This window comes from Arthrobacter ginsengisoli (genome assembly GCF_031456935.1).
GTDB lineage: Bacteria > Actinomycetota > Actinomycetes > Actinomycetales > Micrococcaceae > Arthrobacter > Arthrobacter ginsengisoli.
Map to the genome: position 1 here is coordinate 257,746 of NZ_JAVDVQ010000003.1, position 22,294 is coordinate 280,039.

The 22,294-nt window shown below is 66.7% G+C and carries 20 protein-coding genes and 3 tRNA genes; 14 read left to right on the forward strand and 9 right to left on the reverse strand.

The window, feature by feature from the left end; all coding sequences use genetic code 11:
* Nucleotides 1–123: 123 nt before the first annotated feature.
* Nucleotides 124–741, forward strand: a complete 618-nt coding sequence (locus J2X01_RS05430) for a copper resistance CopC family protein (protein ID WP_310051480.1) — start codon at nucleotides 124–126, stop codon at nucleotides 739–741.
* Between the two features lie 52 nt (nucleotides 742–793).
* Here the strand turns inward: J2X01_RS05430 and J2X01_RS05435 are convergent, their stop codons facing one another.
* Nucleotides 794–1,420 carry an NAD(P)/FAD-dependent oxidoreductase gene (locus J2X01_RS05435; protein WP_310051686.1) on the reverse strand — a complete coding sequence of 209 codons (627 nt, stop codon included), beginning with the start codon at nucleotides 1,418–1,420 and terminating at the stop codon, nucleotides 794–796.
* A 463-nt stretch (nucleotides 1,421–1,883) separates the two neighbouring features.
* Here J2X01_RS05435 and J2X01_RS05440 point away from each other — a divergent pair, with 463 nt between their 5' ends.
* The 6 genes from J2X01_RS05440 to J2X01_RS05465 all read left to right on the forward strand — a co-directional run bounded on the left by J2X01_RS05440 (nucleotide 1,884) and on the right by J2X01_RS05465 (nucleotide 9,684).
* On the forward strand, nucleotides 1,884–2,921 hold the full coding sequence (locus J2X01_RS05440) for a universal stress protein (RefSeq protein WP_310051482.1): 1,038 nt from the start codon (nucleotides 1,884–1,886) through the stop codon (nucleotides 2,919–2,921).
* A 41-nt stretch (nucleotides 2,922–2,962) separates the two neighbouring features.
* Nucleotides 2,963–5,701, forward strand: a complete 2,739-nt coding sequence (locus J2X01_RS05445) for a PEP/pyruvate-binding domain-containing protein (protein WP_374724934.1) — start codon at nucleotides 2,963–2,965, stop codon at nucleotides 5,699–5,701.
* Nucleotides 5,702–5,714: 13 nt separating this feature from the next.
* Entirely contained in the window at nucleotides 5,715–6,449 is a 735-nt protein-coding gene (locus J2X01_RS05450) for a hypothetical protein (RefSeq protein WP_310051484.1), read from the forward strand.
* A 119-nt stretch (nucleotides 6,450–6,568) separates the two neighbouring features.
* Entirely contained in the window at nucleotides 6,569–7,723 is a 1,155-nt protein-coding gene (locus J2X01_RS05455) for a LolA family protein (protein WP_310051486.1), read from the forward strand.
* A 19-nt stretch (nucleotides 7,724–7,742) separates the two neighbouring features.
* Nucleotides 7,743–8,780: an ABC transporter ATP-binding protein gene (locus J2X01_RS05460; protein ID WP_310051489.1), complete on the forward strand. Its 1,038-nt coding sequence runs from the start codon at nucleotides 7,743–7,745 to the stop codon at nucleotides 8,778–8,780.
* 103 nt (nucleotides 8,781–8,883) lie between these two features.
* Nucleotides 8,884–9,684 carry an ABC transporter permease gene (locus tag J2X01_RS05465; protein WP_310051691.1) on the forward strand — a complete coding sequence of 267 codons (801 nt, stop codon included), beginning with the start codon at nucleotides 8,884–8,886 and terminating at the stop codon, nucleotides 9,682–9,684.
* Nucleotides 9,685–9,692: 8 nt separating this feature from the next.
* On the opposite strand, the gene J2X01_RS05470 is transcribed toward J2X01_RS05465, so the two are convergent.
* The 4 genes from J2X01_RS05470 to J2X01_RS05485 all read right to left on the reverse strand — a co-directional run bounded on the left by J2X01_RS05470 (nucleotide 9,693) and on the right by J2X01_RS05485 (nucleotide 13,084).
* A complete protein-coding gene (locus J2X01_RS05470) occupies nucleotides 9,693–10,619 on the reverse strand; it encodes a cation diffusion facilitator family transporter (protein WP_310051492.1) in 927 nt (308 codons plus the stop codon).
* 10 nt (nucleotides 10,620–10,629) lie between these two features.
* A complete protein-coding gene (locus J2X01_RS05475; RefSeq protein WP_310051495.1) occupies nucleotides 10,630–11,076 on the reverse strand; it encodes a metallopeptidase family protein in 447 nt (148 codons plus the stop codon).
* A 21-nt stretch (nucleotides 11,077–11,097) separates the two neighbouring features.
* The gene (locus J2X01_RS05480) at nucleotides 11,098–12,105 is read right to left on the reverse strand and encodes a DMT family transporter (protein WP_310051498.1); all 1,008 of its coding nucleotides are present in this window, start codon (nucleotides 12,103–12,105) and stop codon (nucleotides 11,098–11,100) included.
* Nucleotides 12,106–12,202: 97 nt separating this feature from the next.
* Complete coding sequence (locus J2X01_RS05485; RefSeq protein ID WP_310051500.1) at nucleotides 12,203–13,084, reverse strand: ArgP/LysG family DNA-binding transcriptional regulator; 882 nt, start codon at nucleotides 13,082–13,084, stop codon at nucleotides 12,203–12,205.
* 69 nt (nucleotides 13,085–13,153) lie between these two features.
* Here J2X01_RS05485 and J2X01_RS05490 point away from each other — a divergent pair, with 69 nt between their 5' ends.
* From J2X01_RS05490 to J2X01_RS05510, 5 genes are all read left to right on the forward strand, one after another.
* A complete protein-coding gene (locus J2X01_RS05490) occupies nucleotides 13,154–13,756 on the forward strand; it encodes a LysE/ArgO family amino acid transporter (RefSeq protein WP_374724935.1) in 603 nt (200 codons plus the stop codon).
* A 44-nt stretch (nucleotides 13,757–13,800) separates the two neighbouring features.
* The gene (locus tag J2X01_RS05495; RefSeq protein WP_310051502.1) at nucleotides 13,801–14,439 is read left to right on the forward strand and encodes an FMN-binding negative transcriptional regulator; all 639 of its coding nucleotides are present in this window, start codon (nucleotides 13,801–13,803) and stop codon (nucleotides 14,437–14,439) included.
* A 158-nt stretch (nucleotides 14,440–14,597) separates the two neighbouring features.
* Nucleotides 14,598–14,670: transfer RNA gene (locus J2X01_RS05500), tRNA-Glu, on the forward strand.
* Nucleotides 14,671–14,766: 96 nt separating this feature from the next.
* Nucleotides 14,767–14,840, forward strand: a tRNA-Asp gene (locus J2X01_RS05505).
* 48 nt (nucleotides 14,841–14,888) lie between these two features.
* A tRNA-Phe gene (locus J2X01_RS05510) sits at nucleotides 14,889–14,964 on the forward strand.
* Between the two features lie 365 nt (nucleotides 14,965–15,329).
* Here the strand turns inward: J2X01_RS05510 and J2X01_RS05515 are convergent.
* A complete protein-coding gene (locus J2X01_RS05515) occupies nucleotides 15,330–16,217 on the reverse strand; it encodes an IclR family transcriptional regulator (RefSeq protein WP_310051505.1) in 888 nt (295 codons plus the stop codon).
* A gap of 87 nt (nucleotides 16,218–16,304) precedes the next feature.
* Complete coding sequence (locus J2X01_RS05520) at nucleotides 16,305–17,636, reverse strand: MFS transporter (RefSeq protein WP_310051507.1); 1,332 nt, start codon at nucleotides 17,634–17,636, stop codon at nucleotides 16,305–16,307.
* A 310-nt stretch (nucleotides 17,637–17,946) separates the two neighbouring features.
* Between J2X01_RS05520 and J2X01_RS05525 the strand changes: the two genes are divergently transcribed.
* Nucleotides 17,947–19,365 (forward strand): FAD-dependent oxidoreductase, encoded by a 1,419-nt coding sequence (locus tag J2X01_RS05525; RefSeq protein ID WP_310051509.1) that lies wholly within the window; start codon nucleotides 17,947–17,949, stop codon nucleotides 19,363–19,365.
* A complete protein-coding gene (locus J2X01_RS05530) occupies nucleotides 19,359–19,964 on the forward strand; it encodes an EthD family reductase (protein ID WP_310051512.1) in 606 nt (201 codons plus the stop codon). The genes J2X01_RS05525 and J2X01_RS05530 overlap by 7 nt, the downstream gene beginning before the upstream one ends.
* 571 nt (nucleotides 19,965–20,535) lie before the next feature.
* On the opposite strand, the gene J2X01_RS05535 is transcribed toward J2X01_RS05530, so the two are convergent.
* Together J2X01_RS05535 and J2X01_RS05540 are read right to left on the reverse strand one after the other, a co-directional pair.
* Nucleotides 20,536–21,162, reverse strand: coding sequence for an SDR family oxidoreductase (locus J2X01_RS05535; RefSeq protein WP_310051515.1), 627 nt, complete (start codon nucleotides 21,160–21,162; stop codon nucleotides 20,536–20,538).
* A gap of 128 nt (nucleotides 21,163–21,290) precedes the next feature.
* Nucleotides 21,291–22,292 (reverse strand): NAD(P)-dependent alcohol dehydrogenase, encoded by a 1,002-nt coding sequence (locus J2X01_RS05540; protein WP_310051517.1) that lies wholly within the window; start codon nucleotides 22,290–22,292, stop codon nucleotides 21,291–21,293.
* Nucleotides 22,293–22,294 lie beyond the last annotated feature (2 nt).

Genomic DNA, 22,294 nt, shown 5'->3' on the forward strand with positions numbered 1-22,294 from the left:
GAGATCTTGCATTAGTCCTCCGGGTGTGATGTGTGTTGCCTAAATCCTATTTGGCGCCCACTGGCCGACCCCGCGTTTTCGCCTAGTCTGTAAGGAAGCCAACACTAGGAGCAGCTTTTCCCCATGCGCCTCATCCGACAGCTTCGCGGTGCCCTGCTGGGCGCCGCCCTTCTCTCCGCCGCCCTGCTGGGTGCGGCGGCTCCGGCCTCGGCCCACGATGCCGCCGAGTCCACCAGCCCGGTCTCCGGCGCCGTGGTGGCGACGCCGCCGGAGACCGTTTCCATCACCTTCAACAAGAACCCGCTGGCGATCGGCGCGCAGATCGCGGTGACTGACGCTGCGGGGGCAAACTGGGCCGACGGCCCGGTGGAAATTGTGGATAACGTCGCCTCCGAGCGGCTCAGGCCGGGCGCCCCCGCCGGGCTTTTCACTGTCGCGTGGCGGGTGGCCAGCTCGGACGGTCACCCAATCGAGGGCAGCTTTACGTTCACTGCGACCGCCGCCGCGACCGCCGCCGCGACCGCCGGAGCCACCGGCTCGACGGCGGCTGCGGCGGTTCCCACGATGGGAACCGCGCAGCCGGGCATCACGCCGTCCCCGGAACAGCCGGCCAGCTCAGCGGAGCCGTTCCCGTGGAGCATCGTGATCTTCGTCGGGACCGCGATCGGCATCCTGGTCGTCCTGGGCCTGATGGCGAAGAGCCGGCTCAAATCGGACTCCGGCAGCGACACCAAAAGCTGAACAAGAAGCAACGCGGGGTCGGATACGGCCCGTCCGGGGCGGCGGGTTCCGGCTAGGCCAGCGCGGCGAGGGCATAACCCTCGGGCAGCGCGGCGGGAAAGCCGTCGGGGTAGACCTTGGCGGAGATCGCCTGGCCCACCACTTTGGCCTGGCGCAGCACTTCCTTCGGGGTGGGCGTGATGAGTTCGCCCACGCCCACGAGGTACATTCCCAGGGCGTGCATGGCCGCCATTAGGTTTTGGCCCGCTGCCATGCCGAGTTCCGAAAGCATCCGGCGCAGCTGGCTGTGGGCGCAGCGGGTCAGGACGAGATGGTCCGCCAGCAGCACGCCACCAGGCGTGCGGACGGCCCACTGCCGGCTGGCGCCGGTGGCGCCGGGATCGAGGCGGTCCAGCTGCAGGGCCCGGATGTTGTTGCGCACGTCTAGCTTGTGGCTGGCGGCGTAGTTCCTCAGATGCCGGAGGATCTCATTGCGCTCCCGCAGGCTGCCGGCGTCTGCCGCGTCGCAGCGTTGCAGGGAGGACGTGTTGGCCGGATTCCCGGCGCCGAGCAGATCCAGGCCGTCCACGATGATGGCGTCCACGCCCCGGCGTTGCAGCTCGCTGGCGACCGCCAGCCCGGACAGACCGGTGCCGATTACGACGGCGGCGGTCCGTTCGATACCCCCGGACATAGGCATGCTCGACACTGCAGGTCCTTCCTCGAATGGTGCCAGTTGCGGGGCTGATGCCCCGGACGCGTTGCCCGCTCAAACCCAGCGCACTCAGGAACTGTGTTCTGAAACACGAGTCTCGGTTCAGCAACGCCTCGAAGAATACCTAACATTTGCACCCTTGGATAGAGCCGTTGAAACATTGGCTGTTCCGCAGCCGTCCGGGCTCTGCGGGCGGTGCGGAGGACCCAACCCGCCGTCATCCGGGGTCACCGGAGGCCGTGTAAACACTGGGTAAAACTTGGGTGACTTTTGCCGCTCATGCCGCCCTGCCGCCTGCTTGCTTGTTCCCGGCAAACCGAGAATAGTGGGGAAAACCAGGGGTTCTTGCCCGCGGATTCTTCGCGCGCGTCGCCGGTGGACGCTGCACGCGGACACGTCTGGCAGAATAGCCGCAACATCAGGCAGGAATCGCAAGGAGGCAGACCCCATGGGCCGAGAACAGGTGCATCCGGATCCGGCCGGGGATGCCCCCGGTAGGTCCGCGGCTCCCCGGGGGATCGTAGTCGGCGTTGACGGTTCAGACCACAGCAAGTGCGCCCTGGTGTGGGCCGCGCGCGAGGCTGAGCGCCGCCGTCGTCCGTTGCACATTGTGACCGCCTATTCCGTTCCGATTTTCGCCGCGTCGGGACTCGACGGGGGCTACGCCACGGTCGACGATTCGGTGATCCGCGAGGGCGCGGAGGCCATCCTGCAGCAGGCCGTGAACAAGGTCGCCGGGTACAGCATCGACCTCGACGCCGCCGTCGAGAACGGCGACGCCTCCGGCGTGCTGCTGGAAATGTCCGAAACCGCCGAGCTGCTGGTCTTCGGCACCCGGGGCCGGGGCGGCTTCGTCGGGCGGCTGCTCGGCTCTGTCAGCAGTGCCCTCCCCGCGCATGCCAAATGCCCCACGGTCACCGTGCCCCTGATCTGCGCGGACCGGCTGGGTGAAACCACTGACGACAAGCATGTCCTTGCCGAGCGGGCCAGGTCCGGGCGTGTCCCGGTCGGAAACGTTGTGGTGGTGGGGGTTGACGGCTCCGAACAGGCCCGGGTGGCAGTGCTGGAGGCGGCGGCCCAGGCCGAGCGGTTTTCGGCGCCGCTGCGGGTGGTGTGCGCGGTGCCGCAGTACAGCGGGTCGCTCGCCTGGGTTCCGGCACCGATGGACCGGGACGCGCTCTTCGCCGACATCAGGACCCAGCTCGACGCCGGGAAGGCCTGGATCAGCAGTCACTTTCCCCGCCTCACGGTGGAGACGCAGCTGGTGGATGGCTCGCCTGTGGAGATCCTCGTCGAGGCCAGCCGGCACGTGGAACTGGTGGTCGTCGGCACCCGCGGCCGCGGCGGCTTCGCCGGGATGCTGCTTGGGTCCACCTCGGACGGCATCCTGCACCACGCCAAGGGCCCCGTCATGGTGGTCCCGGACCGGGACGATCCCAGGCTGGCGGACCGGGTGAACTTCGGACCCATTCTCGGGGATTCGTAGCCCCGAGCGACCCGAAAGCGCGTTGAAGGGAGGACCGGCGGGTGGAGCAACTCCCAGGCACCGATACGCTGGGGCAGGAACCGCGGCAGAAACTGGTGCCCGCACTGGAGCTGGTCGGTGCTGAGCTGCTTCCGGACGTCGGGGGCAAGGCGGCCAACCTGGGCGAACTGATGCGGGCCGGGCTGCCGGTGCCGGCCGGTTTCTGCCTGACCACACAGGCCTACCGGCGTGCCACCTCGCCGGCCGGCCTGGACGGGGTCCACGCTGACCTGGCCGCGACCGCCCCGGATGACCTTCCACGGCTCGCCGGGCTGGCCGCCGCCGCCCGGCGCCTGGTCCTGGCCGCGGACGTTCCGCCGGACATTGCCGAGGCCGTCCGGGACGCCTACGCCGCGCTTGGAACGGACACGCCGGTGGCCGTGCGGTCCTCCGCGACCGCCGAGGACCTGCCGTTCGCCAGTTTCGCCGGCCAGCAGGACACGTTCCTGAACGTTGTGGGCCTGGACGCCGTGCTGGCTGCCGTCCGGCAGTGCTGGGCTTCGCTCTGGACGGACCGCGCCGTGAGCTATCGGGCCACCCACGGCATCAACCCCTCGACGGTGGCACTGGCCGTGGTGGTCCAGGAGATGGTGGACGCAGCGGTGGCCGGGGTCCTGTTCACCGCAAATCCGGTGACCGGGCGACGGCACGAGGCAGTCATTGATGCCAGCCCCGGGCTCGGTGAGGCGGTGGTGTCCGGGGCCGTCAACCCGGACCACTTCGTTCTCGACAGTGCCACGCAAGAGATTCTCGAGCGCCGGATCGGCAGCAAACAGGTGGTGATCCGGGCACTGCCGGGCGGGGGGACCGAACGGATCGAGCTGTCCGGCGCCGGGTCGCAGCCCTGCGTGCACGATGCCCAGCTCGCGGCGCTGGAGCGCCTGGGCCGCCGCGCGGAAGTGCACTTCGGTGCACCGCAGGACCTCGAATGGGCCATCGACAGCGGAGCAGTGGTGTGGCTGACGCAGTCACGGCCGATCACCACCCTCTACCCGTTGCCGGAGCAGCGGCGCGTCCGGGACGGAACCCGCGTCTACCTGTGCTTCAGCCTGGCCCAGGGACTGACCCGCCCGCTGACCCCGATGGGGCTGGCAGGCTTCCGGCTGATTGCTTCCTCCGTGGCGCGCGCGGCGCGGTTTGACGTCCCCGTCCCGCACGACGGGCCGCCACCGTACGTCCAGGCCGGTCAGCGCATCTTCTTCGACCTGACGCCGGTGTTGCGGAGCTCCGTTGGGCGGGCGATTGTCCCGCGGGTGTTCGACGTGATGGAGGCCCGCTCCGCGACAGTGTTGCGCCGGCTTTTCGCGGACCCCCGCTTTTCCGTCACCAGCAGATCCCCGTGGCGGGTGCTGCGGCACGTCGGCCCCGTGGCGGTGCACGCCCGGGTCCCGGAGTCGCTGCTCCGCGCCCTGTTCCGGCCCGAGGCCGCGCTGCGCCGGGCGGAACGATTCGGTGAACGGTTCCGTACCGCCCTCGTTGTGCCGGCCGGGGCCTCCCCGGTGCAGCGGCTGGACCACGCCGAGCGCATCCTGGGACAGGAGCTCTTCCCGGTGGTCCCCAACATCCTGCCGCTGCCGGCCCTGGGCTTCGGCCTGCTGGCAGCCGCCGGAAGGCTGCTGGGGCAGGACGCCGGTCCCGGTGCGCTGCAGCAGGTCCTACGGGGGCTGCCCAACAACGTGACCACCGAAATGGACCTGGCACTCTGGCAGCTCGCTTCCGTCATCCGGGCCGACGCCGGATCCGCTGCGGTGTTCGACGGCGTGGCAGTGCCGGAGCTGGTCCGCCGCTACCGCGCCCGCGAACTTCCAGCCGTCATGCAGTCGGGGCTCGCCGGCTTCCTGGGCCGCTACGGGCACCGGGCGGTCGCGGAAATCGACGTGGGGATGCCCCGCTGGTCCGACGACCCGGCCCATATCCTCGGAGTCCTGGCCAACTACCTGCGGCTCGATGACCCCGACCAGGCCCCGGACCGGCAGTTCAGCAGGGCCGCGCGCGACGCGGAGGTGCAGATAGAACGGCTGGCCGCCGCCGCGGGGGAGCGCAGCAGGCTGCGGGCAGCCCTGGTGCGGGCGGCACTGAAACGCACCCGAATGTTTGCCGGGCTGCGCGAACTGCCGAAGTACCACATCATCGAAGCGCTGGCCGTGGTGCGCGCGCAGTTGCAGGCCATCGGGCAGGAGCTGGCCGCGTCCGGCCGCATCGATGCGGCGGACGACGTCTTCTTCCTGGACCTGGTCGAGACCCGCGAGGGCCTCGCCGGGACGCCGCTGCACAACGTGGTGGCGCTGCGGCGCGACGCCTACGCCCGGGAGGTGGGCCGCCGGCACATCCCGCGCGTGCTGCTCTCGGACGGAACGGAACCGGAGGCGTTGCAGACGGCTGTTGCCGGGGCGGATCCCGGAACCGCGGGGATGCTGACGGGCACCCCGGCATCGGCCGGCACGGTGACCGCCACGGCCCGCGTCATCCTGGAACCGCAGGGTGCGCGGCTGGAACCGGGTGAAATCCTCGTGGCACCATCCACCGACCCGGGCTGGACGCCGCTGTTCCTGACCGCCGGCGGATTGGTGATGGAGATGGGCGGACCCAATTCGCACGGAGCCGTGGTCGCCCGCGAATACGGGATTCCCGCGGTGGTCGGCGTCCCGGACGCCACCTCGCTGATCGTCTCCGGGCACAGTATCACCGTCGACGGCGCCGCCGGCACCGTTGTTCCCGGCCCCCGTCCCGCGGGCTCGTAGCTACAGTGTGGACATGAGCGACGCGCAGGGAGCCCCGCCGCAGGTAAGGGATAAGTCCGGGCCGGAAACCCCGCCGGAGGTGCTGCCGGCGGGGGAGCACGGCGACGACGATCCCTGGCTGCCGGACTGGCTGGTCCGCCGGCCCCTCACTGCCGGCTGGGTCTGGGCGGGATTCTGGGCGGTGCTGATCGTGGCGGACGACTTCTTCGATTTCGCCGGCTGGTCCTGGTACGTGATGGTCGGCATGGCCGCCCTCCCGACCCTGCTGGCGACTATCGCCGTGCTCCAGGCCACTCCACGCCGCTATCTCAAGCCGCGGAAAGACTCCGTGCTGGGGCACTTCTTCATCCGCTTCCTCGCCCTCACCGCGGCCTTCCTCGTGTGGGGTGTCTCAGTGGTCATGAGCGCCTCGATCTCCACCACCATCCAGTCCCTCGTCGGCGCCTCCGAGCGTGAGGTCACGGCCTTGGGATTCAATCTCCTGGTGGCCGCGGTTCCCCTTGTGGTGTCCGTGCTCTGGCTGGCGTTCATCATCCGCTGCGCGTGGTTCCTCCGGCGGCTCCGCGGCTGGAGACAGGTACCCGCGCCGGGCGGACTGCCCAGGAAGTTCCTGCGCGGGAGGCCCCGGCTCAGGCGGGTCGCCGTGGGGCTCGCCCATCCGGGGCTGTTGCTCGTTGCCGGTCTCGGGACCTCGGTCCTCGCGCTCCTGCTCGGGGCGGTGGAGGTGACGCTCAGTGTTTTCACCTAGCCGCAATGCCGGCCGCGGCCGCGGCTGCCGGCGTGATCCAATTGGCTGGCGCAGGGTGAAACGGGCCATCGCCGGGCGTACTGTTGAATCATGAGCTGCAAGGTTGGAGCGCGGTCGCAATGACCCGCAAATGGCTGCGTTGGGTCCCCGCTGCGGCGGTGCCCGCCGTGATCGCGGCCGGCGTCCTGGCCGGATCCCTTCCGGCCAGCGCCGGAGATCCGCTGCCGGACAAGACCCCGCAGCAGGTGCTGCTGATGATCGCCCAGCATGGCGAGAAATCACTGTCCGGGACACTGGAACAGCGCTCCGAGATCGGATTGCCGGACCTGCCCAAGTCCGGGGCCGGCGCGGGTTCCCCGGAGACCGCCTGGCTCGAACTGCTGACCGGACCCCACACCGCCCGCGTTTATCTGGACGGGCACGAAAAAGCCCGGGTGCAGGTCATGGACCGGATGGCGGAACGGAACGCGGTCCGGAACGGCAACGATCTCTGGTTCTACAACTCCAAGGACAACACGGCCGCGCACGCCCAGCTTCCTGCCGGTGCTGCTGACAGCCACACGATCCGTCCCGGAACACCAACCCCCGAGGAGCTGGCTGACAAGCTGCTCGCCAAGCTCGACGCGAGCACTGACGTGACGGTCGGTCCGGATGCCCAGGTGGCCGGACGGGCTGCCTACAATCTTGTGCTCACCCCGAAGTCCGGCGTCACGCTGCTGGAATCGATCGCCATCGCGGTCGACGGCGAAAGCGGACTGCCGCTCGGCGTCGAACTGAAGGCCCGGGGTCAGTCCGAGCCGGCCTTCAGTGTCGCCTTCACGAGCCTCACGCTTGAGGCCCCGGATTCCTCCATTTTCAACTTCACTCCGCCGCCCGGGGCCACCGTGAAGGAAATCCCGCTGCCGGAGCACAAGTCCGGCGCCGCCACACCGCGGTCGGACTCCGCCACCGGGAATGCCGCGAAGCGGCCCACGGTTACCGGGACCGGATGGGAAGCTGTGCTGGAATTCCCCGCCGGGACCGTTCCGCTTTCGGGCGCGACCGCACCGCAGACGCCGGACCCCTCGACCGCCAACCCGCTGCGGCCTGGCCCCGCCGACCAGGGCGGGAGCCGTTCCGGCGCCGCCGCGCTGCTGGAGCAGGCCGCCGTCGCCGTCCCGGGCGGCCGGCTTGTCTCCACGTCGCTGGTGAACGTGCTGATTCTCGACGACGGTCGTGTCCTCGCCGGTTCCGTGCCGTTGGAGCGGCTGCAGGCCGCCGCCACGCCGCGGTGAACCGCCCGGTGACTGCCGCGTGACCGCCGTCGGGCCGGCGACGGAACTCAGCATCGAGACCTCCGGTCTCAGCAAGCGTTTCGGCCAGCAGCTGGCCGTCGACGGCGTCGATCTGGCCGTGCCGAAAGGCGCGGTCTTCGGCTTCCTTGGCCCCAACGGCTCAGGCAAAACCACCACCATCCGGCTTCTGCTTGGCCTCGCCGCGGCCACGAGCGGATCCGTCCGGCTCCTTGGCCAGGAGATGCCCCGGCAGCTGCACGGTGTGCTGCCCCGCGTGGGTGCCCTGGTGGAGGGGCCGGCGTTCTACCCTTTCCTCTCCGGCGCGGCCAACCTGCACCGCTTCGACGCCGCCGACCAGCATGTTCCCGCCGCGACCCGGAAAGCCCGGGTGCAGTCGGCGCTGGAACAGGTGGGGCTCTCGCATGCCGCGGACAAGAAAGTCAGGGCCTATTCGCTGGGCATGAAACAGCGGCTGGGCATCGCCAACGCCCTGCTGGCGCCCCGCGAACTCCTGGTCCTGGACGAACCGACCAACGGACTCGATCCGCAGGGCACCCGGGAGGTCCGCAACCTGGTGCGCTCGCTCGCGGCCGACGGCGCCACGGTATTTGTCTCCAGCCATCTGCTGGCCGAAGTGGAACAGATCTGTACGCACGCGGCCATCATGAGTGCGGGCCGGCTGGTGGCGCAGGGGACCCTTGCGGAGCTGCGGAAGGCAGGGCAGGCAAGGATCCGGGTGCTGACGCCCGACGCCGGGACAGCGACCCAGGTGCTGGCCCGGCTGGGACTGAGCGCGGCCGTGGACGGCCCGGCCGCCGCCGGGGCGCCCGGCGGGGCAATGGCCGGCAACCCAAACTCCGGCAGCGCAGATTCCGACGGTGAAGTGCTCTACGCGCCGCTTCCCGCGGCAGCGGGCGGGGAAGCCGTGGCGCCGGAGGCGGTCGTGGCCGCCCTGGTGGCGGCCGGTGTCAGGGTCCGGGGCTTCGCGACGGAACAGGTCAGCCTGGAAGAGCGCTTCGTGGCACTGACGGGGGAGGGCTTCGACATTGTCCAGTAGCAAAACCGGCACAACGGACGGGCCCGTTGCCGCTGAAAGCTCCGTCTCCGGACCCGGCGGCTCCGCGGCAGCGGCCTTCCGGCAGGGCCAGCGGGGGCGCGGCCTGCTTGCGTCCGAACTTGGCGTGCTTTTCCGCCGCCGCAGGACCTGGGCCATGCTGTGTGCGCTGGCTGCCATTCCCATCCTGATTGCCGTGGCCGTCCGGCTGTCCTCCGCGGTGCCGGCCGGCCGGGGTCCGGCATTTCTGGACCGGATTTCCCAGAACGGTTTGTTCGTCGGCGTGACGGCCATGCTGGTGTCCGTCCCGCTGTTCCTGCCGCTGACCGTGGGGGTGGTGGCGGGGGACACTGTGGCCGGCGAGGCCGGGCTGGGAACCCTGCGGTACCTGCTGGTGGCGCCGGCGGGCCGGGTCCGGCTGCTGCTCGTAAAATTCGCCGGGGCGGTGGTCTTCGCGGTCGCGGCGCCGCTGCTGGTGGCGCTGGTCGGGGCCGGGATCGGTGCGGCGCTCTTCCCGGTGGGGCCGGTCACGCTGCTCTCCGGTGATTCGATCGGAGCAGCCGAGGCACTGCTGCGGCTGCTGCTGATTGCCGCGTACCTTGCCGTCTCACTGATGGGCCTGTCGGCGATCGGACTCTTTATGTCGACGCTCACGGACGTGCCCGTGGGCGCGATGGCATCCACGGTCGTACTCTCGGTGGTCGCCCAGGTCCTCGACGCGCTGCCGCAACTGGAGTGGCTGCACCCCTGGCTGTTCAGCCACTACTGGCTGGACTTCGCGGACCTGCTCCGCCAGCCGGTGGCCTGGGATTCCTTCCTCACGAACTCGCTGCTGCAGGGCGGCTACGTCGCCGTTTTCGGTGCGCTCGCCTACGGCCGGTTCATCACCAAGGACGTGCTCTCCTAGCGCGCCGGTCAGGCATGCTGGTGTGATTCGTGCTCCGCATGCGAGACAGGTTCCAGCTGGAAGGTGCAGTGCTCGGTGTCGAAGTGCGAGCCCAGGCAGCTGACCAGTTTGTCCAGGACCTGGTCGGCGCCGCGGGCGCCCAGGGCCGCATCCTCGACCACGACGTGGGCTGAAAACACGGGCACGCCGGAGGTGATGGTCCAGATGTGGATGTCGTGCACGGACACCACACCCTCCACAGCCAGGATGTGCTCGCGGATCAGCTGCACTTCCACGCCCTTGGGGGTCGCCTCGAGCAGCACATCCACGACATCGCGCAGCAGGTGCCAGGCCCGCGGCAGGATCATCAGCGCAATCACGATCGAGGCGAGCGTGTCGGCCGCCTGGTAGCCGGTGACCATGATGACCACCGCGGCGGCGATCACGGCGAAGGAGCCGAGCAGGTCGCCCAAAACCTCGAGGTAGGCGCCGCGGACGTTCAGGCTTTCCTTCTGGGCGCCGCGGAGGATCAGCAGGGACACGAGGTTGGCGAGGGCGCCGAGGACGGCCGCGTACAGCATGACGTCGGTCTGCACTTCGGGGGCGGAGCCCAAGCGGCGGATGGCCTCCGTAAAGATGACCACCGAGATCACGATCAGCACCAGGGCATTGGCCAGGGCGGCCAGGACCTCCGCGCGCTGGTAACCATAGGTTCGCTGGTCGCTGGCCGGCCGGGAGGCGATCCAGGCGGCAAGCAGGGCGATGAACACCCCGGCCGCGTCGGAAAGCATGTGGCCGGCGTCGGCCAGCAGTGCCAGCGACCCGGAAACCATTGCGCCGATGATCTGGATCAGGACGACGGCGAGGGTGATGGCCAGCACGGCGACCAGGCGCTTGCGGTGCTTGGCAGTGCCCGTGGCCGTGATGCCGTGTGAGTGGCTGTGGTCGTGTCCCATGCCTACAAGGCTAGCCCCAGCCGAGCTCGTGCAGGCGGTCGTCGCTGATGCCGAAGTGGTGCGCGATCTCGTGGACCACGGTGACCGTCACTTCCTCGATCACGTCCTCGCGGGATTCGCAGATGTCCAGGATCGGCTGGCGGTAGATGGTGATGCGGTCCGGCAGTGAGCCAGCGTCCCACCAGGAGTCCCGCTCGGTCAGCGGCACGCCCTCGTAGAGGCCGAGCAGCACGGTGTCCGGGTCCTCGCCAGGCTGCGGCGTGTAGTCGTCTTCGATGAAGATGGCCACGTTGTTCATGGTCTTGGCGAGTTCCGGCGGGATCCGGTCCAGGGCATCGTTCACGGCGGCTTCGAAGTCGTCTTCGGACATCGGGAACGGCGCGTGGTCGTGGCCGTTCCCGCCGTCGTCGGGTCCGTCCGGAATGATGGGCAGGCCTGGCGGCAGGGTGGCGGGCATAGCTGAAACTCTAGCGTCGAATCAGCGGGACCGGCGCCGGGTCAGTCCTACGCCCACGAGGCAGATGACGCCGCCGACCAGGCCCCAAACGGTGGGCATTTCGCCAAGCACCAGCCACGAGATCAGGATCGTGGTGCCCGGCACCAGATAGGTGGTGGCGGCGAGCCGGCCGGCGTCGATCAGCGAGAGCGCATAGGCCCAGGTGGTGAACGCGATCGCGGTGGGGAAGACGCCGAGGTACGCCAGCCCCAGGGTGGCCGGCAGCGGGGCCGCCTGCAGTTCGCTGACCAGCTGGCCGCTGAAGGGCAGGCAGCAGACAGTTCCGACCATGATGCCGAACCAGGTGGCCTGGGCAGCTGGGAACTTCCGCAGCACCGGTTTCTGGACAATGACACTGACCGCGGCGAGGGCCGCCGCCAGCAGGCACAGCAGCACCCCCGCGACGTCCGCCGTCGAGCGCTGCCCGGAACCGAGCGCGATCACCGCGACGCCGCTGAATGCGACGAGGCTGCCGATGATCAGCCAGCGCGGGAAGCCCTCCTTGAGGAGCACGCCGGCCATGATCGCGACCAGGATCGGGTTGACGTTGATCAGCAGGGCGGCCGTGCCGGCGTCGAGAAGATGTTCGGCGGCGTTCAGCGCGACGTTGTAGCCGCCGAACCACATGACACCGTACGCCACAATCGGCCACCACTCGCGGCCCCGGGGGAGATTGCCGCTCCTGAGGAGCCTGGGCAGCACCACCACGCCCAGTACGACGGCGGCAATCGCCAGCCGGCCCAGGGTCAGGGAGCCGGGGGAGAAGCTGGGCCCAACGGCCCGGATGCCCACAAAGGCGGAGGCCCACAGCACGACGGTGACCACGACCGCGGCGATCCCGAGCCTGCTGATCTGGCCCGGCTGCAGGGACTGTTTGGCGGGCCGGCCGGCGGGGGTGTGCGGCGGCACTTCGTGGGTGCCGTCCGGACACGGGCTGCCCGGATGCTTGCTGTCCGGTTGGGGGGAGCCTGTCGGTGCGGTTGTAGCCATTCTGCCAATCTAGTCCGTGCCGCGTCCCCAGGACTGGCGGAAATCGGTCACCTCTAGTCGAGTTCCTGCCAAAGTCACCGCGCCCGCCCCGGCGGGGTCACCGGAGCGGGCGGGCGGCGGCCTGGATTGCCGCTGCGACCTCATTGAGCGCGGCCGATCCGTGCCGCCATTGCTGCCAGTGGAGCGGCACATCAACGTGCGCTGCCGGGTCCAGTACGAGCAGTGTGTGGCGCCGCAGTTCATCCGAGACTTCGATTTCCGGGAGCAGCCCCCAGCCCATTCCCCAGCGGATGGCCTCGCCGAACTCGTGGGCGGCCGGCACGTAATGCCGCGGCGGCTGGAGATCCTTGCGGCTGACGCCCCGGAGGTAGCGGTCCTGCAGGTCGTCCTTGCGGTCGAAGGTGATGACGGGTGCGGCCGCGAGCGTTTCCGCCGACGCCCGTTGGGGAAACCACCGGGCGGCGAAGTCCGGGGTGCAGACCGGCAGATAGCGCATAACACCCAGACGCCGGGAGGAGCAGCCCGGGGCGGCCTTTGCCGTGGTAGTGATGGCGGCCGCTGCGGCGCCGCTGCGGAGAAGCTCCAGCGAGTAGTCCTGATCCTCGCGCAGGATCTCCAATTGGACCTTGTCCGCCACTGCCGCCAGGCCGGGCAGCGCCCAGGTGTGCAGCGAATCGCTGTTGATGACCAGGGTCAGCCGGACGCCGCCGGGCCGCGCGTCCGGCTGCAGTTCTTCGGCCAGGTCGGCGGAGAGCATCTCGAGCAGCCGGGCGAAGCGCACCACCGCCTGGCCCGACGCGGTGAGTTCCAGCGGGCGGGTGCGTGTCAGCACGGGCCGGCCGACGGCCACCTCGAGGGCGCGGACGCGCTGGCTCACCGCCGACGCCGTGACCAGGAGGTGGGTAGCGGCGGCCTCGAAACTTCCGGTCGCAACGATGGCAGCCAGGGTCCGGGCCTGCTCCGGAGTCACGTCGATCATTAGCCCATCTTATGTTGATTCAGAATTGTTAACTGGATTCATGCAGTGATGCCCCCTAGCGTGGATGTTGTGATCCTCTCTCTCGTCTCGGGCCTGACAAGCGGGCTTTCCCTTATCGTGGCCATCGGCGCCCAGAACGCCTTCGTGCTCCGGCAGGGTGTTCAGCGTGCGCACGTGGCGCTGGTAGTTGCGGTGTGCGCCGTTTCCGACCTGGTGCTGATTGTGCTGGGCGTTGCCGGGATCGGCGTCATCATTGAGCAGGCGCCGGCGGTGCTCGAGCTTGTGCGCTGGGCGGGGGCTGCCTTCCTGCTGGCGTACGGCGGCAAGGCTGCCTTGCGGGCCATCCGCGGAGCGCAGCTGGCCCAGCCGGCAGCCGGGCAGCAGGGGACCTGGGCGGCCGCCCTGGGCACCTGCCTGGCGCTGACCTGGCTCAATCCGCACGTCTACCTGGACACCGTCCTGTTGCTGGGGTCCCTCGCCGGCACCCACGGGGAAGAGGGACGGTGGTGGTTTGCTGCCGGCGCCGGGCTCGGCAGCGTCATGTGGTTCGCCGCACTCGGCGCCGGGGCCCGGTACCTTGCGCCGCTCTTCGCCCGGCCGGGCAGCTGGCGCGTGCTCGACGGCGGCATCGCCGTGGTTATGGTCACGCTGGCCGTCATGCTCGTAGCCTGATCATGTAGCCGTTCACCCCGCCACTGCCCGAAAAGGAACCGACCATGTATGTCCCCTCGCATTTCGCCGCAGACCAGGACGCCGTCACGGAGCTGCTGTCGAACCATGGAGCGGCCAACCTGGTGACATCGACGGAGCGCGGCCTGCTCGCTACGCTGCTGCCGTTCGTCTATGACCCGGAGGCGGGCGACCACGGGGCGCTGCTGGGCCACGTGGCCCGCAACAACGAGCAGTGGCTGCTGCCGGCCCTGGGCGAATCCCTCGTTATTATCCAGCGGTCCGACGCGTACATTTCCCCTTCCTGGTACCCCTCCAAAGCTGAACACGGCCGGGTTGTCCCCACCTGGAACTACACCACCGCGCACGTCTATGGCAGGCTCGTCATCCATGACGACCCGGCATGGGTTGAAGACCTGGTCAGGCGGCTGACCACGCTGCACGAAGCAACGTCAGAACAGCCCTGGACCGTGGATCATGCACCCGCGCGATTCATCGCCGGACAGCTCCGGGCGATTGTCGGCGTCGAACTTCTCATCACGAGGGTGGAAGCGAAACGGAAGCTCAGCCAGAACCGGCCGGACGCCGACATTGATGGCGTCATCGCGGGTTTGCGCGGCAAAGGCGAGCTGGATTCGGCTGACGACGTCGAACGGGCGCAGCAGGACCCGGTCCGGCGGTCCTGAGCGCCCCGACGGCTGGCGACCGCCGATTTTGGATAATCCGGGGGTCTGCCCTTATAGTTTTATAGTCCAGTTCGGAGGAACCCGAAAGGACAAAAAAGAACGGCTTCGGCCCTTAATTTTTGTCCTTGTTTCAGTGGGTTTAGCCGGATGGCGTTCTGGCCCCCATCGTCTAGCGGCCTAGGACACCGCCCTTTCACGGCGGCGGCACGGGTTCGAATCCCGTTGGGGGTACGCAAGGAACTGGTCAAACCGGGTGTGAAAGTCTGGTAGGCTAAAGGCCTTGAAAAATTGCGGTAGCGATACTGCAGAAAAGCAAGAAATTAGCAAGGCCCTGTAGCGCAGTTGGTTAGCGCGCCGCCCTGTCACGGCGGAGGTCGCGGGTTCAAGTCCCGTCAGGGTCGCTCTGATTGCCGGAAGAAATTCCGGCTCTCATGGTGACATGTCACCTAGGCTCTGTAGCTCAGTTGGTAGAGCGTTCGACTGAAAATCGAAAGGTCACCGGATCGACGCCGGTCGGAGCCACCAGCTAGAACCCCGCAGTTCCCAGTGTTTATATGGGAACGGCGGGGTTTTTTCGTTGACTTACGGACAGCCGTATGGAGCGTGAAACAGAGCAGATGCGTCTGAGTTCTCAGCCAGCCCGCTGGTATTCCCGTGGTCCGGACCAAAATACGATGCGGCGCTACTCGCGCAGCGCGGACCTCGTCAAGGTCGCCGGCTTCCCCGACTTCATAACTGGGCGGCCCCTTCGGGAAATCGCGGGCCGCCGACATGAAATGCGGAGAAAATGGAACTGCCGTGACCGGCGTGACAGTAGCCGCAGCTCGTTCGACCGATGCCGGCGGAAGGACTCCGGGTCTTCGTCGTGTTCGTCGGCATGCTTATCCCCGTCAGGCCTGGAGGCTGAGCCGCGCCGTCTGGATCTCAAGGTCCATTTCCGTTTGGGCCTCTGTCATCAGGGCGCGGGTTGTGGGGCGCCGGAGCACGTCGGCGCGCGAGGAGGGCACGAGGACGGAGAAGGACGCGAGTACGCCGCCTCCGGCGCCATGGAGGGCCATGCCCAGCGCGTGCAGCCCCGACTCTGTCTCCTCCTGGTTGAGCGCGTATCCGAGCCGCCTGGTCTCCTCCAGGGTGCGCGTCAGTCGCCCGAACTCGGCCTCGCTCAAATAGCTGCCCGCAAGTTTCGCGGAGTGACTTCTGTAGAGCCGCTCGAGAAACGCCTGATCGTGCCTGGCGAGGATGGCTTTTCCGCCGGCGGCCAGCCGGGCGTCCTGGACCAGTCCCGTACGGTCCCCCACCCGCAGGAGCTGCCCGCCCTCGAGAGTCGTGATAACTCGGGTCCGCGCGCCGGTGCGGAACATCAGGCTGACGCTCTCGTCGAGCCGTCCTGCCAGAAGTTCCAGGTGCGAATGGAGGAGGTTCTTTAGTTTGCGGGTCCAAGGGGTGGGCGATGGAGGGGCGCCCATCGACGGTCCTGGAACGTAGGCGCGGGTTTCGTCCTGAGCAGCGAAGTCTCGGTAAACGAGCATCGTCAATAGCCGGTGAGCCGCCGACGGCGAGATGTCCAGTTCACGGGCGACGTCGGAGAGCCGGGCGCCGCCGGTGTCACGCAGAATCTGAATCAAACGCAGCGCGTTATCAACCGAACTCAGGGCGTAGCGGGGCCGCTGATATACATCCTTTTGATTGCCCATTATGGACATAGACAATACAACTTTCTTGATGGACGGATTCGCCCGGGTTGACTTTTGTCTTTTCCGCTGATGTGCCCACTGCATCCAGGTGGTGCTGCATCGAATCCATGAATGGGGCCTTCGGAGCCCATCAGGTACGTCACGAACGCCCCATTCATACTGGCGGGGTAGCTAGCGGATTTCGCCCAGCTCGGCCTTGTGGTTCTCGTGCAACCACCGGACGAACAGCAGCGACATGAGAAGTACACCGACATTGATGGCGGCGATGGCCCAGACGTTGCCGGTGCTGGCGAGGGCGGCAGCCACTATCGGGGCGGGCGCGGAAAAGAGCACCTGGGAGAAGGAGAGTGACAGTGCCGATCCCGAGAAGCGCATGTTGGTGGGGAACTGCTCCGCGTAGAGTGCCGGCTGCGCGCCGAATTCGAACTGTACGCCGCTGATCGCAACCGTCACGGCGAGGACGACCAGGAAGATGTTGCCCGATTCTGCGGCGGGGAAGAACGAGGCCACAGCGATGAGCTGGGCGACGATGGCGATGACGAGGACGGGCTTGCGGCCTATCCGGTCGCTAACGAATCCGCCCAGCAGGCCGATGCCGACGGAGATGCCGTTGGCCACGAGGATCATAGTGAAAGCGGTTCCCTGGCTGAAGCCGGCCTTGACAGTGAGGTAATTCAGGCCAAAGACCGAAATAGTGTAGAAGGTTACGTTCGAGCCGGCGCGCACCAGCATGAGCTTGATGATCGTCCACGGCTGGGTCTTGAGCACCTGAAGGCCGTTGACGGATTCGGCCCCGCTGGCCTTCTGTTCGCGGAAGACGGGGGTTTCTTCCAGACGCAGGCGGATGTAGATGCCCACGATGACCAGCAGAATGCTCATGAAGAATGGCACACGCCAGCCCCAGCTCTGGAAGGCGGCTTCGCTCAGAGAGGTACTCAGAATGACCAGAGTGACATTGGCCAGGACCTGGCTTAGCGGGGACCCGATGTTGATAAACGCGCCCAGGAATCCTCGCTGGTTGGCGTTCGCATGCTCGAGGGTCATGAGTTGAGCGCCGGTCGCCTCGCCGCCGAGTGAGAAGCCCTGAAGGAACCGCAGCGAAACCAGAACGACGGCGATCGAGACCCCTTGGTTTGCCGGGAGGAGGCCTATGGCCAGAGAGCTCACGCCCATGAGGATGAACGTGGCGAGCAGCACGGGCCGGCGGCCGTACTTGTCTCCAAGATGACCGCAGATGACCGCCCCGAACGGCCGCGCGAGGAACCCGACTCCGAACGTGGCGAAGGACGCGATCAGGGCGCCCGCCTCACCGAGACCGGAGAAAAAGAGCACCGGGAAAATAGTGGCCGACAGCGCGCCGTAGACCGCGAAGTCGAACCACTCGAGGGCTGAGCCGAGTGCACCACTCGTGACCGCCTTCCGCTTTTGTGAGCGCTGGGCGGACGTGGCGGTCGAATTACCGCCGAGGGGAGGAATGGTGGGGGATAGGGTTTCCCGGGTCATATTTTCAAGCCTTTCACTTCGTGGGCAGGTACTAGCCCCCGCACGTCACGTCTTTGGGACCGGTATGAACCTAGTCACAGTTCCAAGCATCGCCAACACTATTTCTGTCATGTGGAAAAGGATGCAGTTCTCAGCGGCGCCTATCAGGCGTGTCCGTGTGTTCTAAGCGGAAGCAGGACCAAGTCCAAAGAGGTGAAGTTCTGTTATCTGGAAAACGGTGTGCGAGACGTTTAGCTGATCGTCTAGCGTCGCTGTGACGAGGCGGAGCATTTTGGTCCGGAAGCCAGATAAGAAGGAGTGAGAAGTCCGCATGATAAGAAGCTGGTCCAGGGACATTGTCGTTCTCGGCGGAGGGCTGTCGGGTCTGCGGGCTGCGTCCGAGGCGGCCGTACAAGGCGCCAGTGTCACACTTCTGGAGAAACAGGATCAAATCGGCGGGTCGTCGGCGCTGTCCGCTGGCATGTACTGGACCGCGCCGGACCTGGCTTCGTACCGCCAGCGGATTCCACACGGTGACCAGGTTCTGGCCACCCGTATACTCGCGGGGTATGAGGCCGATCTGGCCGCTATTCGCGCGAGCGGTGTTTACGTCGACGCCGAGGCAACGCTGGGCGTCATGGGGTTTGGGCGGGGATATTCGTTCGACGTCAAGTCTTATTTGCGGGTTCTCGAAAACCGGCTGCTTCAGTCGCATGGGGAGGTACATACCAGCGTTCGAATCCGCTCGGTTACACCATCGGGCACTCGCCGATTCTGTCTGGAGACCGAATCGGCAGACGGCCGCCACGAGATCCACACCGACGCCATCATCCTCGCCACCGGCGGATTTCAAGCATCACCTGAACATCGGGCTGCCCACATGCCGGAGGCTGGGGCTGACCTCCTGCTCCGGGCGAACGAAGGCAGCGAAGGCGACGGGCTGAACCTCGCGGTGTCCCTGGGTGCGGCCCTTGCCGGTGACCTAGCTACCTTCTACGGTCATCTTGTGCCCCACCCGGTCGCCGGCTTCACTCCGGACCGCTTCATGCTTTTCTCCCAGTACTACTCCAACCACGGCATCCTCGTTGCCGCCGACGGCCGTCGGATCTGCGAGGAATCCCGCGGGGACGAGATCCTCAACCAGGACCTCGCCGAAGTCGACGGGATGACCGCGTTCCTCATCTTCGACGAGGAAGTGCGGTCAACATTTGGGGTGTCTGAACCGTTCGCCAACTTCGGGCGAGTCGACCGGTTCGCATTCGCGGTGAAGGGCGGGGCCCGGCACGCCCAGGCGGAGACCCTCGAGGAACTCGTGCAACAGCTAGGTGAACTCGGCGTCGACGCGGCGCAGCTCACGAAGACGCTCTCCGGCGACGTCGAGGTGTCGTCACTGGCACGTCGCGTCTCGCGCAGTGAACCGCCGAGCGCACGGCAACTGGAAAAGTTGCGAAAGCAACCGTTCTACGCTCTGGAGGTTCAGCCTGCCATTACGTTCACGCTCGGGGGAATCGCCATTGACGACAGCACAGCGGTGCTGAGTACCGTCGGCGAGAGGATCGAAGGGGTTTACGCCGTGGGTGCAGACGTCGGCGGGTTCTCCAATTACGGCTACGCGGGCGGGCTCGCTCCCGCCCACATTACCGGTACCATCGCCGGCAGCACTGCGGCCCGGTTCGTTACTCAGGCACGCGCCAACACGGCACAACGACTGGTTGTGGCTGCCGCCAAGGAAGGACAAACATCATGCTGAGAAAGCGCATCGCACTCCTTCAACGCCGGTCCGATGTGCCGTTCCAGCATTTCGACCAGCACTGGGCCACAGGGCACGCCGAGATCATTTCAACCCTTCCCGGATTGAAAGAGTATGTGCAAAATCCCGTTCACTCTTTCTGGACGAACGGTGACCCGGCCGCGTCCATCGACGGTGTCGTCGAGGTTTGGTTCGATGACGCAGTCGTCTCTTCTCCGGAAAACCACACATCGATGGCACAGCAGGATGACGAAGTCACGTTCATCCGGACGCTCACCGCGTTCACGGTGACGAATCGCGAAAGCTACGACGCCCAGGCGAAGGTGTGGATCCTCTCACCGGAGCCCTTCAGCAGTGCATCGGATGCGACGAAGACGGCAGGGCACGAGGGCATAGCCACGGAACCCGAATCCGGGCTCAGCCTGATGGAGCGACCGAGACTGTTGCGGGAGCCGGTCGCCCCGGCCTCGGTGGTCGTATATCCGGGGCGCGTCGAAGACGCCGATGACCTGTTCAATGCTGTCGTGGACAGAGTTTCGAACGGTCCGGCGCCCAAGGGGATCAGGGTGTTGAAAACCATTTCGAGGCGCATCCGCTGACCGCCGCCACGGCGGCCCGGCACAGAGACGGAGACGTCAGTTCGTGACGTGACGTGACCTGCGCCGTTGGCCAGAAAATTCAGCTCTGCTGAGGCGCCGGGTTCGATGCCACAAGTCTGTGGCCGATGTCTGCCGCCTTGAACGCCTCGCGGAGCTGGTGCATGGAGGACGGCCTCGTTGGTGAGGGTTAGGACTTTTGCCGTGATCTCTTCGACGAGCTCCCGGGAGGAGTTGTCGCCGCTGATGTAGATCGTCGGAAGACCCTCGCCGGCGAGCACGAACCTTTTCGCGACTTCCATTGGATCTAGTTCTCGTGCCGCTGCCGAAGTGGTGCCGGGCGAGGTAATCCGCCCACCGTTTCAGTGCGGAGATGGCGTCCGGAAGGATAAGCCCGTGTTGCTGGGCGAGTGCTTGGGCGGCGTGGGTTGGGTATCGGTCCGTGGCAAGAAAGCTCAGTGTCTCCGGTTCAACGCCGCTTAGGCCGGGGGCAGCATTTTCACTGTTCCTACCGGAACCCGCAGCCGGGGAACAGGGACTTGATAGTGGTTTCCAATCAACGTCAGCAGGTTTGTCAGTGTCGGTGTGTTGTCGTCCAGGACCCAATAGGACTTTCCCTGCGTGCTGTTGTCCGTTGGCACGAGGGCCAGGAACCGGGCCAGGTAGTCGACAAGGCCCCCAGCCTTTTGTAGAGATTGCGGCGCTTCGACTGCGACCAGGGTTCGGTTGCCGGTTCCTGGCCACCGACCCGGTAACCGGAAAGATGGACGAGTCTCCTCAGGTTAGGCAAAGTGGCGGCGAACTCCGCGACCGCTTGAGCTGACTCCACATTTGCTCGAACCGCTTCGGCGGTGCTCATCCCGAAGGCATATGCCCCGGCAACGTTAATGACGTCATTGGTGTCATTTTCCCGAATGGCGGCAAGGGAGCTGCTGCGGATTCCCAGCCCGCGGGTCTGGAAGTCAACCGGCGCGAACCTGAAGTTATGGGTACTGGTTCCCCGGTTCCGGAGCCAGCCGATGAGTTCGCCGGCCACGGTGGCGTTCCGCAGCCCAGCCGTAACGACTGCGCCTTGGTCCAGCAGTTCTTGGTTGTCCAGCGTCCAATGAATCCGGTTGCGCCGAGGAGGACGACATTCCTCCCAGCTGCCGGTGTGCTTCGGTTTTTCGTTGGGCGGAGTCATCGGGTCTTCCTCTTTCATGTCGCTGGATACTGGCGTTCAGCAAATCTCGGTGGGCCAGGCGTGGTGCGATACGGATGTTGAGGATTCTGGACTGACGATTGATGAATCCAGCCGGCCGCCCGCCCGCCAGAGTGTCATCATGCGCGCTATGGTCCCTGCCGTCCAGATGATGCGTTCGGCATTGAGATGACGACGCTGCCCTTTTTGTGCCCCGTTTCGACGTGGGCGTGCGCGGATGGGGCTTCGGTCAGGCTGTAGGTTTTGTCGATGACCGGGCGATAGTGTCCCGCTGTCGTCAGGTTGCCCATGAACTTCACATCAGCGGCCATGGAGGCGGGCTTCCGAAGCCCGGTGAACATGATTCCTGCCCTTGTCTTACCGAATACGGCAGTCCACAGCATCCAAGTCAGGATCGGTAGGGAGGGCACCGTGGACATGTAGATGCCGCCGGCCCTCAGGATCTTCCGGCAGCGTGTGTAGGAACTCTTCCCGACCGCATCAAAGATCACGTCGTAATCCAGACCGGTCTGTGTGAAGTCCTCCGCTGTGTGGTCGATGACGTGGTCGGCACCAAGGGATTTCACCAGTTCAACGTTTGCGGTGCTGCAGACGGCGGTGACAACCGCCCCGAAATGCCTGGCGAGCTGGACGGCCGCCGTACCGACCGCGCCGGAGGCGCCGTTGATCAGAATGGACTGTCCGGCCTTCAGGTCGGCGGCATCTCTGAGGAAGGGCAGCGCTGTGAGGGAACCATCAAGGATTGCGACGGCGTCCGTCCACAACAGGCCGGCGGGCTTCAACGAGACGACGCCGTCGCCTGATGTCGTGACGTACTCGGCATGGGCGCCGAGGGTGGGTCCAACTGATCCCATGACCTGATCGCCCACACGGTACTTGGTCACGGCGCTGCCCACCGCCTGGACTTCACCGGCGAAGCTGGTCCCCAGGATGGGAAAGCGCGGCCGCATCAGGCCGAAGTAGAGCCGTGCGAAGAAGTCCTCGCCGCTGCGTGCGGTGGATTCCGCCCCCGAGACGACCGTTGCATGGTTGCGGATCAGTAGGTCCTGGCTTTCCGGTACGGGGGCCGGGAGTTCTTCGATGCGGATGACCGATGGATCGCCGTAGGTGCGGCTGGTGATTGCCTGCATGC

What these genes read in the sequence shown, in the direction of transcription:
- J2X01_RS05430 (WP_310051480.1), top strand. Translation starts at nt 124, where the DNA reads ATGCGCCTCATCCGACAGCTTCGCGGTGCCCTGCTGGGCGCCGCCCTT.
- J2X01_RS05435 (WP_310051686.1), bottom strand. Translation starts at nt 1,420, where the DNA reads ATGCCTATGTCCGGGGGTATCGAACGGACCGCCGCCGTCGTAATCGGC.
- J2X01_RS05440 (WP_310051482.1), top strand. Translation starts at nt 1,884, where the DNA reads ATGGGCCGAGAACAGGTGCATCCGGATCCGGCCGGGGATGCCCCCGGT.
- J2X01_RS05450 (WP_310051484.1), top strand. Translation starts at nt 5,715, where the DNA reads ATGAGCGACGCGCAGGGAGCCCCGCCGCAGGTAAGGGATAAGTCCGGG.
- J2X01_RS05455 (WP_310051486.1), top strand. Translation starts at nt 6,569, where the DNA reads ATGACCCGCAAATGGCTGCGTTGGGTCCCCGCTGCGGCGGTGCCCGCC.
- J2X01_RS05470 (WP_310051492.1), bottom strand. Translation starts at nt 10,619, where the DNA reads ATGGGACACGACCACAGCCACTCACACGGCATCACGGCCACGGGCACT.
- J2X01_RS05475 (WP_310051495.1), bottom strand. Translation starts at nt 11,076, where the DNA reads ATGCCCGCCACCCTGCCGCCAGGCCTGCCCATCATTCCGGACGGACCC.
- J2X01_RS05480 (WP_310051498.1), bottom strand. Translation starts at nt 12,105, where the DNA reads ATGGCTACAACCGCACCGACAGGCTCCCCCCAACCGGACAGCAAGCAT.
- J2X01_RS05485 (WP_310051500.1), bottom strand. Translation starts at nt 13,084, where the DNA reads ATGATCGACGTGACTCCGGAGCAGGCCCGGACCCTGGCTGCCATCGTT.
- J2X01_RS05495 (WP_310051502.1), top strand. Translation starts at nt 13,801, where the DNA reads ATGTATGTCCCCTCGCATTTCGCCGCAGACCAGGACGCCGTCACGGAG.
- J2X01_RS05515 (WP_310051505.1), bottom strand. Translation starts at nt 16,217, where the DNA reads ATGCAGTGGGCACATCAGCGGAAAAGACAAAAGTCAACCCGGGCGAAT.
- J2X01_RS05520 (WP_310051507.1), bottom strand. Translation starts at nt 17,636, where the DNA reads ATGACCCGGGAAACCCTATCCCCCACCATTCCTCCCCTCGGCGGTAAT.
- J2X01_RS05525 (WP_310051509.1), top strand. Translation starts at nt 17,947, where the DNA reads ATGATAAGAAGCTGGTCCAGGGACATTGTCGTTCTCGGCGGAGGGCTG.
- J2X01_RS05530 (WP_310051512.1), top strand. Translation starts at nt 19,359, where the DNA reads ATGCTGAGAAAGCGCATCGCACTCCTTCAACGCCGGTCCGATGTGCCG.
- J2X01_RS05535 (WP_310051515.1), bottom strand. Translation starts at nt 21,162, where the DNA reads ATGAAAGAGGAAGACCCGATGACTCCGCCCAACGAAAAACCGAAGCAC.
- J2X01_RS05540 (WP_310051517.1), bottom strand. Translation starts at nt 22,292, where the DNA reads ATGCAGGCAATCACCAGCCGCACCTACGGCGATCCATCGGTCATCCGC.